This window comes from Rhizobium sp. YAF28 (genome assembly GCF_052113285.1).
Taxonomy (GTDB): domain Bacteria; phylum Pseudomonadota; class Alphaproteobacteria; order Rhizobiales; family Rhizobiaceae; genus Rhizobium.
Window position 1 is genome coordinate 159,412 of sequence record NZ_JBFRCX010000007.1, and the last position, 14,987, is coordinate 174,398.

Below are 14,987 nucleotides of genomic sequence, written 5' to 3' on the forward strand. Positions count from 1 at the left end.
TCCTTTGAGGGGAAATTCATGGATCGCCTTCCCAGACACTCCGCCGCCATTCTCGCCGCCATTTCGCTTTGCCTTGCGCCGTTGCCGGCTTTTGCCGCCTCGCCGGCACCTGTCGAAGCTGAGCATGGCATGGTCGTCACCGCCCAGCATCTGGCAACCGATGTCGGCGTCGATGTCTTGAAGAGTGGCGGTAATGCCGTCGATGCCGCGGTCGCGGTGGGCTACGCGCTGGCCGTTGTCTATCCGACAGCCGGTAATCTTGGCGGCGGTGGGTTCATGACGATCCGGATGAAGGATGGAAAAACAACCTTCCTTGATTTCCGCGAACGCGCACCGCTTGCGGCAACCAAGACCATGTATCTCGATGCTAAAGGCGACATTGTCCCACGCGCCAGTCTCGACGGTTATCTCGCCGTCGGCACACCGGGTTCGGTCATGGGCTTTGAGACAGCCCGCGAGAAATACGGTACCAGGAAGCGTGAAGAACTGATCGCCCCAGCTTTAAAATATGCGAAGGAAGGCTTTACGCTCGAGCAGGGCGATGCAGCCACTTTCGCGACCAGCGCCAAACGGCTCGCCAAGGATGAAGAGGCCGCCAAAATCTTCCTGAAGGCCGGTGGCAGCCCCTATGCGTCGGGCGAAAAGCTGGTGCAGCCGGATCTTGCGGCTGTCCTGCAATCCATCTCCGAAAAAGGCCCCGATGCCTTCTACAAAGGTGCGCCTGCCGAGGCAATCGTCAATGCCAGCCAGGCCAAGGGCGGCATTCTCGCCAAGGAGGATTTCGAGCAGTACAAGGTGCGGGAACTGAAGCCGATCGAGTGCAATTACCGCGGCTATGACATCATTTCCTCGCCGCCGCCCTCCTCCGGCGGCGTCATCATCTGCGAGATCTTGAACGTCCTCGAAGGCTATCCGCTTTCTTATCTCGGCTACGGATCGGCAGAAACCGTTCACATCATGGTCGAGGCCATGCGTTATGCCTATGTGGACCGCAACGCCGCACTCGGCGACCCTGACTTCATCGACAATCCCGTCTCCAAACTGCTGGACAGAAGTTATGCGGCGTCAATTCGTGCCAAGATCGATCCGTACAGGGCCGGCACTTCGGCCAATCTGAAGCCGCTGGGCGGCAAGGAAAGCACCGAGACGACCCATTATTCGATCATCGACGACGAGGGCAATGCAGTCGCCGTGACCTATACGCTGAACGGCTCCTTCGGCGCTGGCGTCGTTGCACCCGGCACCGGCGTGCTGCTCAACAACGAGATGGACGACTTCACCTCCAAGCCCGGCGTGCCGAACCTCTATGGCCTCGTACAGGGCGAGGCCAATGCCATCGCGCCGAAGAAGACGCCGCTTTCTTCCATGAGTCCGACGATCGTCACCAAGGATGGCAAGCCCTTCATGGTGATCGGCAGCCCCGGCGGTTCGCGCATCATTACGATCACCCTGGAAGCAATCCTCAACGTCGTCGATTTCGGCATGAACATCAGCCAGGCGGTCAACGCACCGCGCGTCCATCATCAGTGGCAGCCGGACACCGTCTACCTGGAGCCTTTTGCGCTCTCGCCGGATACCGAAAAGGCGCTCGCCGCAATGGGCTACAAGCTTGATGGCGGAAATGATGCACCGGTCTGGGGGCAGGCCGCCGGTATTCTCGTCGGTGGCAAGAGCCTTGCAGCCATCCAGAAGGGCGGCGGCGCCCGCTACAACGGCGCAATGGACAACCGCGCGACCGAAGGCTCAGCCAACGGTTATTGAACAGCCGCCTAGCGGATCCTGACCCGAACGAAATCGCCATCGATCTCGACGCGTGGCATCGCGCCCGACACGCTTGGCTTCAGGGCATCGACCCAGGAAGCCTTTGCCGTCACCTTGTAATCGACCGACGCGCTGTCTCCGAAACCAAGATAGGCGTCGAGAGCACGAGCGCGGATCGATACTCTCTCGTCCGCTTCGACCCTGTCGAAATCGAGGGAAGCCCGCACGGCGTCTGCGCGAATATCGATGCCCCCGGCATGGCCGTCCAATGTGATGTCGGCCGCCTTTCCGGCAATCGCAAGCTCGGAAAAATGCCCAGTGAGCCTCGCCGTGAAAGCGCTCTGATCGATCCGGAGAGCAGCACCAGCAGGCACATTGGCATTGACCTCGATCATGCAATCGGACGGGTCCAGCCACGACGATGCGGCGATATCGATATGCAAGACCGTGCCTTCCACCCGCATGTCGCTATTGTCGCGGCAATCGGCAAAATACCAGCTTGAATACCAGGACGAGAACCAGCCCTTCCGTCGCCCGCTGAGCGATGCGCCATAGGGCTGGTCGCTTCGCGTGGTGATGTTGATCGAGCTTGCGTCACCACTGATGGCAATCGCACGCACGCCGGAAAGATCGGGAATTGCAGTTGTCGACACCTTGTCCGGCAGAGCGGCTACAGAAGCTACCAGAAGCACCGGCATGACAAGAAGAATGATCATCGGAATCCGTCCATGAATGAGGCCCTCCCGTCGAGGACACTTTCAGGATGGATTTTCAGCCCCTATTTGGAGACCTCGATCACGATCCGGGTCGACCGCGAACGCAATCGGGTTCATTCTGGAATCATTGTTGCTGCCGGATATCGCCGATGATCTTCGTTCCCTTGCCCTTCGTCGTGGCTCTGCTGCTTGCCATCCTGCTGATCCGCATGCTGCGGCAGGGAGATGGGGCGCTTGCCGAAAAGCGGCCTTTCCTATTGCTGATCGGGTTCTACATCCTCCAATCCGTAGTGATCGGCATCCGCTGGGGTTACGACGTCATCGCGATCATGCCGATTCAATCGTTGATCGCGACAACAATCGCGGCCCTCGCCTGGGTCTGCTTCAAGGGGCTTGCTGTGGAAGAGCAACCCACCCTTTCCCGTTTCTGGCCACATCTTCTGCCGACAGCCGCAATCGCAGTCTTGATCGCGCTCTATCCAGAGCCGATCAGTCTCGCCATCATTCTGATCTTCCTCTTCTATGGCGGCGCGCTGCTCTGGCTTGCCCGGCATGGACCTGATGTTCTCGTATCCTCCCGCCTCGACGGTGCAGTGCTGTCCTATCGTTCGCTGCAGATAACCGGCTTTGCCCTCATCGCCTCCGCCGTCACCGACGTCATCATCAGCTTCGATTTCACCAAGACCGGCGGCATTCATGCGGGCGCCATCGTCGCACTCGGTAATGTCATTGCGCTGCTGATCCTTGGCACCGCTGCTTCGGTGGCGAGTAGCGGCAGCAGCATGGAAGCAACATCTGAGGAGCCACCGCCGCCGCCAGCAACAGAAGAAGACGAGGCCGTCGCCGCTGCCCTCGATACGCTGATGCGCGCCCGCCAACTCTATCGGGATCCCGATCTCAATCTCACCCGCATTGCCCGCAAGATGAATCTCCCGGCCCGGCGCGTCTCCACGGCCGTCAACCGCATCCACGGCATGAGCGTCTCGCAATATGTGAACGACTTCCGTATCCGCGCCGCCTGCGAGCAGCTGGTCGGCACCGATCATCCGATAACGCAGGTGATGTTCGACTCCGGCTTCATCAGCAAGTCCAATTTCAATCGCGAATTCGCGCGCATGAATGGCGAAAACCCCACACAATTCAGAAAGCGGCGCGTCCCGCGGGAATCGGGTGGCGCGGCGTCCAATGTCATATTCATGTCACCGTGACAAAGTCGCCGTTCACAAGCAAAGATGCGCGCTCTATGCATGAGCGGCATTAAAGCAGAAGAGATTCCCATGGCCTCCATTGAAATGATCGTTGCCGCCAGGGCCCGCCTGCGCGGACATGCGCGGCGCACGCCGCTTCTCTCCTCCCCCTTCCTCGATGAAATCGCCGGCCGGCGGGTGCTCGTGAAGGCCGAATGCCTGCAGCATTCCGGCTCCTTCAAGTTCCGCGGCGGCTGGTCTGCCGTCTCGGGCATTGATCCCGAACTGCGCAAGAAGGGAGTCATCGCCTTCTCCTCCGGCAACCATGCTCAGGGTGTCGCGCTGGCCGCACGCATGCACGGCGTTCCCTCTGTCATCATCATGCCAAGCGATGCGCCGAAGCTGAAGATTGCCAATACGCGCGCCTTCGGCGCCGAAGTGGTGCTCTATGACCGCGCCAATGAAGACCGCGACGAGATCGGCGCGAGACTTTCGGCCGAACGCGGACTGACTCTCATCAAGCCTTTCGACGAACCGCTGGTCATTGCCGGCCAGGGCACGACCGGGCTGGAAATCGCCGAACAGGCGGAGGAGGAAGGTGTCAGGAATGCCGAAGTCCTCGTTCCCTGCGGTGGTGGCGGGCTGAGTTCGGGCATCGCGCTGGCATTGGAAGCGAGTGCGCCGGGCTTCCGTGTCCGTCCCTGCGAACCAGAAAATTTCGACGACACCACGCGATCGCTTGCATCGGGCAAGATCGAGCGCAACGCCACCATGAGCGGGTCGATCTGCGATGCGATCGTCACGCCGCAGCCGGGCAACATTACCTTCCCGATCCTCAAGCGTCTGGCCGGACAGGGTATTGTCGTGACGGATGATGAGGCGCTGCGCGCCGTAGCCCTCGCCTTCACCCGCCTCAAGATCGTCGTCGAGCCGGGCGGAGCCGTTGCCCTTGCTGCCGCCCTCTTCCACGGCAACCAGCTGGAGAGCGACACGGCCGTCGTCGTCACCTCCGGCGGCAATATCGACGCCGACGTGTTCACCACTGCACTCGAACGCTTCGGCTAACGCTCGACAACGCTCTCGAAGACCCTGATCGCGATCGGCGACGACCTCGATCATGATCGGGGTCTCGCTCACCTGAAAAACAGCGAAAACCTCGTCTCGCCGCCATATGGCGGTCTTCGTTCCGAGGTTTCCATGAGACATCTTCTCACCCTGCTGCTGTCGGCCTGCCTTCTTGCTGTCAACACTCCGGCACATGCGGCCGACCCTGTCGGTCTGTCCTTTCTTTCGCTTCCGGTACCCGAACGCCACGGCACCATGGAGATCTCACTCTGGTATCCGGCCTTAGCAGGCGGAACGCCCATCCTGATCGGAGACAGTCCGCTTTTCAAAGGCGAGACCGCGCAACGGGACGCACCGGCCGTCGCCGGCGACTATCCGCTGATCCTGCTTTCCCATGGCGGTCTGAAATCCGGCCCGTTCATCGGCGCCTGGATGGCAGCACGCCTTGCTTCGAAAGGCTTCGTGGTGGCAATGATGCGCCAGCCGGATCCTCGGACGATGACGACTGAGGAGAGCGTTCATGAAATTTGGCTCCGGCCCGCCGATCTCTCAGCCGCCCTGACCGCGATCGAGAAGGACAGCACACTACCTGCAAAGATAGACCGAAACCGTATCGGCGTGCTGGGCTTCCTCATCGGCGGAACATCCGCACTTTCGCTTGCGGGCGGCAGCCTGGATCCGGAAAGCTTTGCGCGTTCCTGCGGTCCCAATGGCGCCGGCGTCGACTGCGCCGAGTTCGCCAGAGCCGGTATCGATCTCCACTCCGTCGACAGGCAGCAGCTCAGCCGCTCTCATCTAGACACGCGGGTGAAGGCGGTCGTCGTCATCGATCCTGAATTCGGCGCCAGTTTCACACCCGAAAGCCTCAAGCGCATATCGATCCCGGTCCGCCTCACCAATCTCGGCACGCCGGCGACCATCTGGCCTGGGCTGCGGCTATCAGGCCTAGAGGACGCTATAGCCAACGCGCGCTACGATCTCCTGGGCGATGCTTCGCAATATAGTGCCTTCAGCGAATGCAAACCGGGAGGCGCTGCGATCCTTCGGGAAGAAGGTGAAGAACCTCTCTGTGACGATCCCCGGGAAACGAGCAGGGCCACTATCCACGATCGCCTCGCTGAGAATGTCGCAGCGGCCTTCCGCACGGATCTTCCCCAATAGAAAACATCGTCCGCAGCGACCTGCCGCGGACGATGTCTTCGCTATCGATCGTCTTCAGGCGATCTTGTAGCGCGCAGCCGGAGCCGAACGCGACAGGTTTGGCATCAACGCCTGGCGGGCCTGTTCATAGGCAGCAAGCAAGCCGGCATCTTCAAGCGCCGGGATCGTCGCAAATTCTCCCTCGGTGAGACCTGCCAGCGAGGCATCGACCATGTTTTCCGCCGACATGACGATCTCGCCCGGCAGATGTTCGACCGGCGTGCCGGCAATGCCCCAGAATTCGGTAGCCGTGGCACCCGGCAGCACGACTTGAACGCGAATATTCTTGTCGGCAAGCTCGTGCTTCAGCGACTGGCTGAAGGCGAGCACGAAGGCTTTGCTACCGCCATAGACACCGTTCAGGACCTCGGGCGCGATTGCGACGATCGAGGCAATGTTGATGATTGTGCCGCCACCGCGGGCAACGAGACCTGGAACCGCAGCATAGGTCAGCCGCGTCAATGCCGTCACGTTGAGCTCGATCATTTCCTGCATCTTGTCGACGTCGGACGCGAGCAGCGGCGCCGTGCCGCCGAAGCCGGCATTGTTGACGAGCAGGGTAATGCTCTGATCTTCCTTCAGCACCTTCTCGACCTTGGCAAGATCGTCCTTCTTGCCGAGATTGGCGGACAGCGTCTCTACGGTCCGGCCCGTCTCATCGGTCAGCCGGCTTGCCAGTGCCTTCAGCCGATCACCGTTGCGGGCGACGAGGATGAGATTGTAGCCCTGCCTCGCCAGCCGGTGTGCATAGATCGCGCCAATGCCCGAAGAGGCGCCCGTCACCAGTGCCGTACCCTTGTCTTCATGTGCCATGATCGTTTCTCCATTTCGTACGCCGGCCCGATGCCTTGCGCTTGAGGAGAGTTTTACGCCCGATTGCCGACGTCCTAAATGTCATATATACCACCTTTTAGGACATCCACTTTCAGGACACGATGACCATGCAGCAAATCGGCTTCCTGCTCTTTCCCGGCTTCCAGATCATGAGCCTTGCCGCCGTCTCGGCCTTCGAATTCGCCAATATCGAGATCGGCGAGAAAGTCTACGACATCCATTATCTCTCGGAGACCGGCGGTCCCATCGCCAATTCGCTGGGCATGATCGTCGAAACGGAAGCCTTCGGCGATCCCGGTTTCGACACACTGATCGTCGCCGGCGCGCCTGACATCAAGCTGCCCAACGAAGCCGAGGCGGATTTCATTCGCGCCGCCCTCCCCGCTGTCCGCCGCCTCGCCTCGATCTGTACCGGCGCCTTCCTGCTTGCCGATGCCGGCGTTCTTGATGGCCGCCGCGCCACGACCCACTGGTATCGCGCCCGCGAACTGCAGAGCCGTTACCCTGAAATCAGGATGGAAGAGGACCGCATCTACATCATCGACGGTTCCGTCTGGACCTCGGCAGGTATGACGGCGGGTGTCGATCTGGCTCTGGCCATGGTCGAGAAAGATCGTGGCCTGGAGATCGCCCGCGCTGTTGCCCGCAAGCTGGTCGTCTATCATCGTCGCGCCGGCGGCCAGTCGCAGTTTTCCGCCCTTCTGGAACTGGAGCCGAAATCCGACCGCATCCAGAAGGCGCTTGCGCATGCCCGCAGCAATCTGAAATCCACCCTCTCGGTCGAGGAACTGGCCGAGGCTGCACATCTGAGCCCCCGCCAGTTCAGTCGTACCTTCCGCGCCGAAACAGGTCAGTCCCCCGCTAAAGCAGTCGAGAACCTGCGGCTGGAGGCGGCCCGCCTGATGATGGAGCAGGGCCGCCATCCGATCGAGGTCGTCGCCCGCGAGACCGGCTTTGCCGATCGCGAGCGCATGCGACGCGCCTTCCTGCGGGCTTTTGGCCAGCCGCCACAAGCGATTCGCCGGGCGGCACAGCAGGAACTGCTGGCGTGATGCACCCGGCAAAGCCGGATGCATCTTCTCTGTCCTAGCCTTGTTGAAGCGCCCTGCGGATGGCGATCTCGACAGGTGAGTAGGCGCCGTCCTCACGCGTAAGCCGCAAGGGTTCTGAAGGCGCAAGGCCGGGCTGCGCCATGAAGCGCGGTTCCTTGCCGTGATGCATCTGCGCGGCATGGATCAGGAACGGGTGGCACAGATAGACCGTGCCCGCCTGCCCCGTTGCAAGAGCAAGCGGCCTCTCCTCACCGACATGCTCCAGCCACAGATGCGCCATGCCAGCTTCGCCAGCCGGCTCCAGTAGCTTCGCGATATCCTTGTGCGACCCGACCCGGATACGCGTCGGCGCATCGTTCTCCCCGACATCAGAGAACAGGAAAAGCATCAGGAGTGCCCGTCCGCGCGAGGTGATGTTCACCCGCCAGACGGAAAAATCCCGCTGTTCATTCGGATCGCCTTCGTCCCCCGGAAAGCTCAGGTCCACATGCCAGCCGGCATCGCCGGGATCGTCCGGATGCGGAAAGCGGACCGGGAAGCTGCCCAGACCGCTGCGCGGCTCCCAGCGTCCCTTGCCGACGAGCTGATCGAAAGCCGAATGCAGCAGGGGCGTGTTGACCGCCGTTTCGAACGGCCCGCCGCCATAGCCGGCAAGCCGCACAACCGGCCGCACCCAGCTTTTCGGATCGTCGGCATCGAAGGGAATATCCCGCCACATGATGGCGCGGGCTTCCTCGGCCACATCGCGGGGAAAAGCATCATCGACACGTACGAAGCCGTCCTCGATGAATTGCTCGATCTGCACGGCGCTCAGCGCCGGCGGGTAACCAGTGGATGTCATGAAATATCTCTCTATCGCCAAACCCTGCCGGCACGGTCCATCGGCCGAATTCAGGGTGGTTACAGTCCACGGCAACGTACCAGCTAGGAGGCTGGTGAAGCGGCCGCACCTTCTCTTTGCCCGAGGGCAGAGCCTTAGAGGCTCAAGAAGAAGACCGTAGCGATATTGAGAGCGATCATTTTCATAGCGATGGGAGGCTACCGGCTTCCAAGGGGAGGGTCAACACTTCACCCGAACCTTCGCAGCGCCTTCTCCTGATCGGAGGGAATAGAAATATCTCGCACTGCCTCGTGCACCGACTGCAGCACCAGTTCCGCCAGCCGGCTCGTTGCAGAATCCGGCTCCGCTTCCGCTCGATGCAAGACCAGCCCCAGCTTCGGCAGTTCCGGCAGGCCGGCTTCGCCTGACGCCAGCATCCGCACCTTGGCAGGCAGCCCTATAGGCGTGCGCACCGTAATACCCAGTCCTGCAGCGGTTGCCGCCCAGAGGCCGCTGAGGCTTGGACTGACGAAGGACAGCCGCCAGGAGATACCGGCCTCGTCCAGCACATTCGTCGCGGCATTCCTGAGCAGGCAGGGCGCCTCGAGCGAGGCAAGCTGCATCGGCTCACCGCTTCCAGTCGCCCATGTCGGCAAGCCATTCACCGGGCCGATCCAGCGCATCGGCACGTCGGCAATATGCTCGCAATGGGCGGTCAAAGTGCCGGCGCTCCAGGCGAGCGCAAGATCGAGCTTGCCCGTCGTCACCCGTTCCAGAAGCTCGGCATTGCGCACCACACGCGCTTCGATCCGCACCTTCGGATGCGCTCGAGCAAAGCGTCCGAGCACCTCGGGTAGCAAGTTCTCACCGAAGTCCTCCTGCAGGCCGAGCCGCACCCAGCCTTCCAGCTCGACACTCTGCATCGCAGCGACTGCCTCGTCGTTCAGATCGAGCAATCGCCGGGCGTAGGCAAGCATCATCTCTCCGGCTTCCGTCAGCGCCAGTCCGCGCCCGGATTTGCGGAAAATCGGCGTGCCAGCCTGCTCCTCCAGCTTCTTAAGCTGTGCGCTGACCGCCGAGGTCGAGCGCCCCAGGCGATCCGCCGCCCTGGCGAAATTGCCGAGATCCATGCCGGTCGCGAATGTCCTCAGGACATCCAGGTCGAATGTAATCCGTCGCATTTCACGATCCCGATTTCCAGGATAATTCATCCATAAAATTCTGATTTTCCGCACCATGGTGTCGTGGCATGCTTCTCCTGTCAAGACAAAGAACAAGGAGGCATCCAATGCCATTCGCTCGCATTTCCCTTCTGAAGGGCAAATCGCCGGACTATCTGCGTGCGCTCTCGGACAATATCCACAAGGCCATGGTCGAGACCTTCAATGTGCCGCCGGCCGACCGCTTCCAGATCATCCACCAGCACGAGCCGGGCGAGCTGATCTTCGATCGCAACTACCTTGCCGGTCCGCGCTCGGATGATTTCGTGCTGATTTCGATCACGACCGGCAAGCCGCGCACAACGGAAATGCGCAAGGCTCTCTTCCGCCGAACCGTCGAATTGCTCCAACAATCGCCCGGCTTGCGCCCCGAAGACGTGATGATCGTCATCTCGACCAGCGAACCGGACGAATGGTCCTTCGGCGACGGCTTGGCGCAGATGGCCGAACCCGGATGGGAAGCGCGCGCCAGGGGAGTTCCGGCATGAGCACCGCCAATCCGAGGACGATGACGATCCGCCGTCCCGGCAGTGCCGTCCGTTCTCCCGAAGGCATTTCGAATGCACCCTTCTGGGTCGAAATCCTGCTCGACAGTGAGATCGATGGCGAGAACACCGCCATGCGCGCAACCCTCGATCCCGGCACGGTCACACACTGGCATACGCATCCGCGCGGCCAGCTTCTTTATGTCCTCTCCGGTGTCGGTGTCGTGCAGCGGGAGGGTGAACCCGTCGAGGAAGTCAGAACCGGCGATGCAATATGGTTCGCCCCGGACGAGCTTCACTGGCACGGGGCAACAACTGACAGCCCTTTCGGATATCTTAGCATCCAGGGTTTTGAGAAGGGACGCTTCGTCGACTGGTCTGAGGAGACACAGCCATGATGGCCATGCAATATTCCTTCACCTTGCCGGCAGATTACGACATGCAGATCATCGATCGCCGCATCCGCGACAAGGGGCCGGCGATGGACGGCTTCCCCCACCTCGGTTTCAAGGCTTTTCTGAGCGCTCGCCGCGGTGAATTCGGCAGCCGGGAAAATCTGTACTCGCCCTTTTATATCTGGGACCAGCCGGAAGGCGCCAGCAACTTCATCTGCGGTCCCGGCTTTGCCGCGCTGACGGACGCCTTCGGTCGGCCGCTCATTCGCCATTGGATCGTCTGGCATACGCATGTCTCACCGGACCCCGCCAACGCCCGCTTTGCTTACAGCGAACACCTCCCTATCGAACCGCATGTATCTCTGCCCAACTTACGGCAGGAAGAGGTTGATCTGGCAAAGCAGGAAGCCGGCGGCAGACATCTGCTCGCCCGCATTACCGCCTTTGACCCGCATGACTGGACGATGGTCCGTTTTGGACTTTGTGCGGAAGCCCCGCCCGCGTCAGGCACCAACCAGATCTATCGCGTCGGTCACCTCTCCCGCGGCTAAGAGCACCAAAGGCAGAATCGGAAACCAAAAAAAGCGCCCCTCTTTCGAGGAGCGCTTTGTTTTTTCAGGCCTGAAAGCGATCAGATGCCACTCTGGCCGTCGGAGCCGATATAGGCGATACGCAGCATGTTGGTCGCGCCAGGTGTGCCGAGCGGCACGCCAGCGGAGATGATGATGCGATCGCCCGGCTTGCCGAAACCTTCTGCAGCGACGATGCGGCAGGCGCGGTTGACCATGTCGTCGAGGTCGGTCGCGTCATGCGTGACGACGCAATGCATGCCCCAGACGACGGACAGACGGCGCGCGGTCTTGATGATCGGCGACAGAGCGATGATCGGCACCTGAGGACGCTCACGCGAGGCGCGCAGGCCGGTCGTGCCGGAAGACGTGTAACAGACGATAGCCGACAGCTTCAGCGTCTCGGCGATCTGGCGGGCGGCAAGCGAGATGGCGTCGGCGCCGGTTGCTTCCGGCTGGGCGCGCTGCGCGTAGATGATGCCCGGATAGTGCGGATCCTTCTCCACGGTGCTCGCAATCGAGGCCATCATCGAGACGGCTTCGACCGGATAAGCGCCGGAAGCCGACTCGGCCGACAGCATGATTGCATCCGCGCCTTCGAAGACGGCGATCGAAACGTCCGAAACTTCGGCACGTGTCGGAACCGGCGAGGAGATCATCGATTCCAGCATCTGCGTGGCGACGATGACAGGCTTGCCCGAACGGCGGCAGGAGCGGATGAGCTGCTTCTGGATACCCGGAACGGCTTCGAGCGGCATTTCAACGCCGAGATCGCCGCGGGCGACCATCAGTGCGTCGGAAAGCTCGATGATTTCTTCGATGCGTTCCAGCGCCTGCGGCTTCTCGATCTTCGACATAATGCCGACGCGGCCACGGGCGATCTTGCGCACTTCAGCAAGGTCGTCGGGACGCTGGACGAAGGAAAGCGCCACCCAGTCGACATCGTCGGTCGCGAGAACGGCGTCGAGGTCGACACGGTCCTTGTCGGTCAGCGCGCCAACGCCAAGCAGCGTATCGGGCAGGCTGACGCCCTTGCGGTCGGAAATGCTGGTACCGGCGATGACGGTCGTGACGATGCTCTTGCCGTCGCACTTTTCTGCGCGGAGAGCCAGTTTTCCGTCGTCGATCAGCAGGCGATGGCCCGGCTGCACGGCTTCGAGAATTTCAGGATGCGGCAGGAACACGCGGGTGTTGTCGCCGGGGGTATCGTTGTTGTCGAGCGTAAATGTCTGGCCGGGCTTCAGCTCGACCTTAACATCGGCAAACTTCCCGACGCGAAGCTTCGGACCTTGCAGGTCGGCCAGAATACCGATCGGCCGACCCGAGCGGGCTTCGACGGCGCGAATGCGCTGCACGAGCGTGCGCATCACGTCATGGCTCGCATGGCTCATATTGATGCGGAAGATATCCGCACCCGCCTGGTGCAGCTTCTCGATCATCGACTCCTCGGAGGAGGCGGGGCCGAGGGTGGCGAGGATTTTAACTTTGCGGTTACGCTTCATCAATTCTGGCTTTCTTGCGTCCCTGGGGTGTCGGAGAGTTGAACCATCCAGCTTCCCTGGCGGCCCGTATCATATTCCTTGAATCCCATTTTCTGATAACCCCGGGCGTAGCAGTCCTGCACACCCGTGATCTTGAATTCGTTTTCCGCCACGCACATCTGCACGTCACCCGTCCATCGGCCTCCCCGGGCGGCGTCTTCAGCATAGAGGTAATAATAACGCGACTGTAACTCTCCCTCGATCAGCGTGGCGCAGGTCGTTGCCGGCACCTGCCACCAACCCTCCGTGACCCAGCCATCCTTCGCTCTATATCCGATCGCAACGCCAACCAGATTTTGCGTACCGTTGCATACACGGAAATCCGCGCGCGCGGCATCGGCAATGAAGAACGGCGAGACGGCTGCAAGAGCGAACAATGCGAGACGGACCAGCGGCCCGGACCGCGTGAGGAAACTTGGCGCGGCTTGGATCAACACGGCTCCCAAATAGCTCCACGGTTATTCGTTATCCGTGTCTTCTTGCGCCGCCATCAGGCGAAAGTCAACGCAATGCTAATCGATTATATTTCCTTTCATAACCGCCGATCGGGCGCATCTTGTCGCGTTGGTCCGCCCATCACGCTTGAACCGGCCGAACGCGCATGCAATCACTGGGCGAAGACGCGAAATGACAATTGGCAATTTCCTGATGGATCACTTCCAATCCTTTGAAATCCTATCTGGCCAACATGACAAAGGCATGGTGATCCTTGGCGATCATGCCATGAACCGTCTGCCCGAACGATATGGCCGGCTCGGCCTACCGGAAAGTGCCTTCTCCAGGCACATCGCTTATGACATCGGCATTCAGGGCCTTGCCCGCAAGCTGTGTGCACAGCTGGGCGTGCCGGGCGTGCTCGGCGGTTTTTCGCGCTTGCTGATCGACCCCAATCGCGGCGAGGACGACCCGACACTGATCATGAAAATCTCCGACGGCGCCATCATCCCCGGCAATCATCCGATTACTGAGGAGGAGTGGAACTACCGGATCGAAACCTTCCACAGACCCTATCACAAAGCCGTGTCGGAGACGATTGATAGGGTGGCGAACGCGACCGGCAAAGCGCCGCTGGTACTGTCCCTCCACTCCTTCACGCCTGCCTGGAAGAGCGTTCCCCGCCCCTGGCATGCAGCAGTGCTCTGGGATAGTGACCACCGCGCCGTCGCCCCATTGCTTGAAAAACTGCGGGCTGATCCCGATCTCGTCGTCGGTGACAACGAACCCTATGACGGTGCCCTGAAGGGCGACACCATGTATCGTCATTGCATGATGACGGGCATCCCGCACGCGCTTCTAGAAGTGCGTCAGGACCTCATCGGCAACGAGGCCGGCATCGAGGAATGGGCGGCGCGCCTGGCGCCCATTTTTGCGGAGATGAATGACGATCCGGCCCTTCATGCATACAGCGTGCACGCTTCCCGCACCGGCCCCTATTGAGTGAAAAGGACTTGGCCCATGACCACGCTCAGCAAGGAACAACAGACGGAATTCGAGGCAGCCGCCTTCCGCCGGCTCATCACGCATCTTCGCGAACGAACCGACGTGCAGAACATCGATCTGATGAATCTCGCCGGCTTCTGCCGCAACTGCCTCTCCAACTGGTACCGCGAAGCTGCGGAGGCCGAAGGCGTCACTATGACGAAGGACGAATCGCGCGAGATCGTTTACGGCATGCCCTACGAAGACTGGAAGAACCTTCACCAGACGGAAGCATCGCCTGTGCAAAAGGCGACTTTTGAGGTGAACAACCCGCACAAATAGTCCACCCGCTCTCAAATCGTCTTGACGCTGGCGGCACTTCGCGGCAGTCACTGGCAACCCGAATGCATATCCCGAAATCAGGAGAACACGATGTCTGATGCACATGGCGTCGCTCGCGATCAGCTTCGCGCTTTTGTCGAGCGCATTGAACGCCTGGAAGAAGAAAAGAAGACCATCGCCGACGACATCAAGGACGTCTATGGCGAAGCCAAGGGCATGGGCTTCGACACCAAGATCCTCAAGAAGGTCGTTGCGCTCCGCAAGAAGGACGAGCAGGAACGCATGGAAGAAGATGCGATCCTCGATACCTACCTGCACGCTCTCGGCATGATCGAATCCCCGCCGGAAGGCTGAGGATCATCCAACCGCATTTTCAGAGAG

The 14,987-nt window shown here is 60.8% G+C and carries 17 protein-coding genes; 11 read left to right on the forward strand and 6 right to left on the reverse strand.

The window, feature by feature from the left end; genetic code table 11:
• Positions 1-18 precede the first annotated feature (18 nt).
• A complete protein-coding gene (gene ggt / locus AB4Z13_RS17720) occupies positions 19-1,761 on the forward strand; it encodes a gamma-glutamyltransferase (protein WP_113320904.1) in 1,743 nt (580 codons plus the stop codon).
• 8 nt (positions 1,762-1,769) lie between these two features.
• Here ggt and AB4Z13_RS17725 read toward each other — a convergent pair whose 3' ends face one another.
• Entirely contained in the window at positions 1,770-2,477 is a 708-nt protein-coding gene (locus tag AB4Z13_RS17725; RefSeq protein ID WP_113320905.1) for a hypothetical protein, read from the reverse strand.
• Positions 2,478-2,626: 149 nt separating this feature from the next.
• On the opposite strand from AB4Z13_RS17725, the gene AB4Z13_RS17730 reads away from it, so the two are divergent.
• From AB4Z13_RS17730 to AB4Z13_RS17740, 3 genes are all read left to right on the forward strand, one after another.
• The gene (locus AB4Z13_RS17730) at positions 2,627-3,685 is read left to right on the forward strand and encodes a helix-turn-helix domain-containing protein (RefSeq protein ID WP_442206394.1); all 1,059 of its coding nucleotides are present in this window, start codon (positions 2,627-2,629) and stop codon (positions 3,683-3,685) included.
• A gap of 69 nt (positions 3,686-3,754) precedes the next feature.
• The gene (locus tag AB4Z13_RS17735) at positions 3,755-4,729 is read left to right on the forward strand and encodes a threonine ammonia-lyase (protein WP_442206395.1); all 975 of its coding nucleotides are present in this window, start codon (positions 3,755-3,757) and stop codon (positions 4,727-4,729) included.
• Between the two features lie 132 nt (positions 4,730-4,861).
• Positions 4,862-5,890, forward strand: a complete 1,029-nt coding sequence (locus AB4Z13_RS17740) for an alpha/beta hydrolase family protein (RefSeq protein WP_442206396.1) — start codon at positions 4,862-4,864, stop codon at positions 5,888-5,890.
• Positions 5,891-5,944: 54 nt separating this feature from the next.
• Here AB4Z13_RS17740 and AB4Z13_RS17745 read toward each other — a convergent pair whose 3' ends face one another.
• Positions 5,945-6,742, reverse strand: coding sequence for an SDR family NAD(P)-dependent oxidoreductase (locus AB4Z13_RS17745; RefSeq protein ID WP_442206397.1), 798 nt, complete (start codon positions 6,740-6,742; stop codon positions 5,945-5,947).
• Between the two features lie 128 nt (positions 6,743-6,870).
• Here AB4Z13_RS17745 and AB4Z13_RS17750 point away from each other — a divergent pair, with 128 nt between their 5' ends.
• On the forward strand, positions 6,871-7,815 hold the full coding sequence (locus tag AB4Z13_RS17750) for a GlxA family transcriptional regulator (RefSeq protein ID WP_442206488.1): 945 nt from the start codon (positions 6,871-6,873) through the stop codon (positions 7,813-7,815).
• Positions 7,816-7,849: 34 nt separating this feature from the next.
• On the opposite strand, the gene AB4Z13_RS17755 is transcribed toward AB4Z13_RS17750, so the two are convergent.
• On the reverse strand, positions 7,850-8,656 hold the full coding sequence (locus AB4Z13_RS17755; RefSeq protein WP_442206398.1) for a phytanoyl-CoA dioxygenase family protein: 807 nt from the start codon (positions 8,654-8,656) through the stop codon (positions 7,850-7,852).
• A gap of 227 nt (positions 8,657-8,883) precedes the next feature.
• Positions 8,884-9,816 (reverse strand): LysR substrate-binding domain-containing protein, encoded by a 933-nt coding sequence (locus tag AB4Z13_RS17760; RefSeq protein WP_442206399.1) that lies wholly within the window; start codon positions 9,814-9,816, stop codon positions 8,884-8,886.
• A gap of 107 nt (positions 9,817-9,923) precedes the next feature.
• Here AB4Z13_RS17760 and AB4Z13_RS17765 point away from each other — a divergent pair, with 107 nt between their 5' ends.
• Genes AB4Z13_RS17765 through AB4Z13_RS17775 form a run of 3 tightly spaced genes read left to right on the forward strand, consistent with a single transcriptional unit; the run spans position 9,924 to position 11,286 of the window.
• A complete protein-coding gene (locus AB4Z13_RS17765; protein WP_113320911.1) occupies positions 9,924-10,343 on the forward strand; it encodes a tautomerase family protein in 420 nt (139 codons plus the stop codon).
• The gene (locus tag AB4Z13_RS17770) at positions 10,340-10,738 is read left to right on the forward strand and encodes a cupin domain-containing protein (protein WP_442206400.1); all 399 of its coding nucleotides are present in this window, start codon (positions 10,340-10,342) and stop codon (positions 10,736-10,738) included. The genes AB4Z13_RS17765 and AB4Z13_RS17770 overlap by 4 nt, the downstream gene beginning before the upstream one ends.
• The gene (locus AB4Z13_RS17775; RefSeq protein ID WP_113320913.1) at positions 10,735-11,286 is read left to right on the forward strand and encodes a DUF4865 family protein; all 552 of its coding nucleotides are present in this window, start codon (positions 10,735-10,737) and stop codon (positions 11,284-11,286) included. Before AB4Z13_RS17770 ends, AB4Z13_RS17775 begins: the two co-directional genes overlap by 4 nt.
• A gap of 80 nt (positions 11,287-11,366) precedes the next feature.
• Here the strand turns inward: AB4Z13_RS17775 and pyk are convergent, their stop codons facing one another.
• Together pyk and AB4Z13_RS17785 are read right to left on the reverse strand one after the other, a co-directional pair.
• On the reverse strand, positions 11,367-12,806 hold the full coding sequence (pyk, locus tag AB4Z13_RS17780; protein WP_007822873.1) for a pyruvate kinase: 1,440 nt from the start codon (positions 12,804-12,806) through the stop codon (positions 11,367-11,369).
• On the reverse strand, positions 12,806-13,279 hold the full coding sequence (locus tag AB4Z13_RS17785) for a DUF1036 domain-containing protein (RefSeq protein WP_037103631.1): 474 nt from the start codon (positions 13,277-13,279) through the stop codon (positions 12,806-12,808). The genes pyk and AB4Z13_RS17785 overlap by 1 nt, the downstream gene beginning before the upstream one ends.
• 214 nt (positions 13,280-13,493) lie before the next feature.
• Here AB4Z13_RS17785 and AB4Z13_RS17790 point away from each other — a divergent pair, with 214 nt between their 5' ends.
• The 3 genes from AB4Z13_RS17790 to AB4Z13_RS17800 all read left to right on the forward strand — a co-directional run bounded on the left by AB4Z13_RS17790 (position 13,494) and on the right by AB4Z13_RS17800 (position 14,960).
• A complete protein-coding gene (locus tag AB4Z13_RS17790; RefSeq protein WP_442206489.1) occupies positions 13,494-14,282 on the forward strand; it encodes an N-formylglutamate amidohydrolase in 789 nt (262 codons plus the stop codon).
• A gap of 18 nt (positions 14,283-14,300) precedes the next feature.
• Positions 14,301-14,606, forward strand: a complete 306-nt coding sequence (locus AB4Z13_RS17795; RefSeq protein WP_439016537.1) for a DUF1244 domain-containing protein — start codon at positions 14,301-14,303, stop codon at positions 14,604-14,606.
• Between the two features lie 90 nt (positions 14,607-14,696).
• The gene (locus AB4Z13_RS17800; RefSeq protein WP_007822869.1) at positions 14,697-14,960 is read left to right on the forward strand and encodes a DUF2312 domain-containing protein; all 264 of its coding nucleotides are present in this window, start codon (positions 14,697-14,699) and stop codon (positions 14,958-14,960) included.
• The last annotated feature ends 27 nt before the right edge of the window (positions 14,961-14,987 follow it).

Excerpts from the sequence above, each read along its gene's own strand:
- AB4Z13_RS17740 (WP_442206396.1), top strand. The coding sequence starts at position 4,862 with ATGAGACATCTTCTCACCCTGCTGCTGTCGGCCTGCCTTCTTGCTGTC.
- AB4Z13_RS17755 (WP_442206398.1), bottom strand. The coding sequence starts at position 8,656 with ATGACATCCACTGGTTACCCGCCGGCGCTGAGCGCCGTGCAGATCGAG.
- AB4Z13_RS17730 (WP_442206394.1), top strand. The coding sequence starts at position 2,627 with ATGATCTTCGTTCCCTTGCCCTTCGTCGTGGCTCTGCTGCTTGCCATC.
- AB4Z13_RS17725 (WP_113320905.1), bottom strand. The coding sequence starts at position 2,477 with ATGATCATTCTTCTTGTCATGCCGGTGCTTCTGGTAGCTTCTGTAGCC.
- pyk (WP_007822873.1), bottom strand. The coding sequence starts at position 12,806 with ATGAAGCGTAACCGCAAAGTTAAAATCCTCGCCACCCTCGGCCCCGCC.
- ggt (WP_113320904.1), top strand. The coding sequence starts at position 19 with ATGGATCGCCTTCCCAGACACTCCGCCGCCATTCTCGCCGCCATTTCG.
- AB4Z13_RS17775 (WP_113320913.1), top strand. The coding sequence starts at position 10,735 with ATGATGGCCATGCAATATTCCTTCACCTTGCCGGCAGATTACGACATG.
- AB4Z13_RS17770 (WP_442206400.1), top strand. The coding sequence starts at position 10,340 with ATGAGCACCGCCAATCCGAGGACGATGACGATCCGCCGTCCCGGCAGT.
- AB4Z13_RS17790 (WP_442206489.1), top strand. The coding sequence starts at position 13,494 with ATGGATCACTTCCAATCCTTTGAAATCCTATCTGGCCAACATGACAAA.
- AB4Z13_RS17795 (WP_439016537.1), top strand. The coding sequence starts at position 14,301 with ATGACCACGCTCAGCAAGGAACAACAGACGGAATTCGAGGCAGCCGCC.
- AB4Z13_RS17745 (WP_442206397.1), bottom strand. The coding sequence starts at position 6,742 with ATGGCACATGAAGACAAGGGTACGGCACTGGTGACGGGCGCCTCTTCG.
- AB4Z13_RS17765 (WP_113320911.1), top strand. The coding sequence starts at position 9,924 with ATGCCATTCGCTCGCATTTCCCTTCTGAAGGGCAAATCGCCGGACTAT.
- AB4Z13_RS17735 (WP_442206395.1), top strand. The coding sequence starts at position 3,755 with ATGGCCTCCATTGAAATGATCGTTGCCGCCAGGGCCCGCCTGCGCGGA.
- AB4Z13_RS17750 (WP_442206488.1), top strand. The coding sequence starts at position 6,871 with ATGCAGCAAATCGGCTTCCTGCTCTTTCCCGGCTTCCAGATCATGAGC.
- AB4Z13_RS17760 (WP_442206399.1), bottom strand. The coding sequence starts at position 9,816 with ATGCGACGGATTACATTCGACCTGGATGTCCTGAGGACATTCGCGACC.
- AB4Z13_RS17800 (WP_007822869.1), top strand. The coding sequence starts at position 14,697 with ATGTCTGATGCACATGGCGTCGCTCGCGATCAGCTTCGCGCTTTTGTC.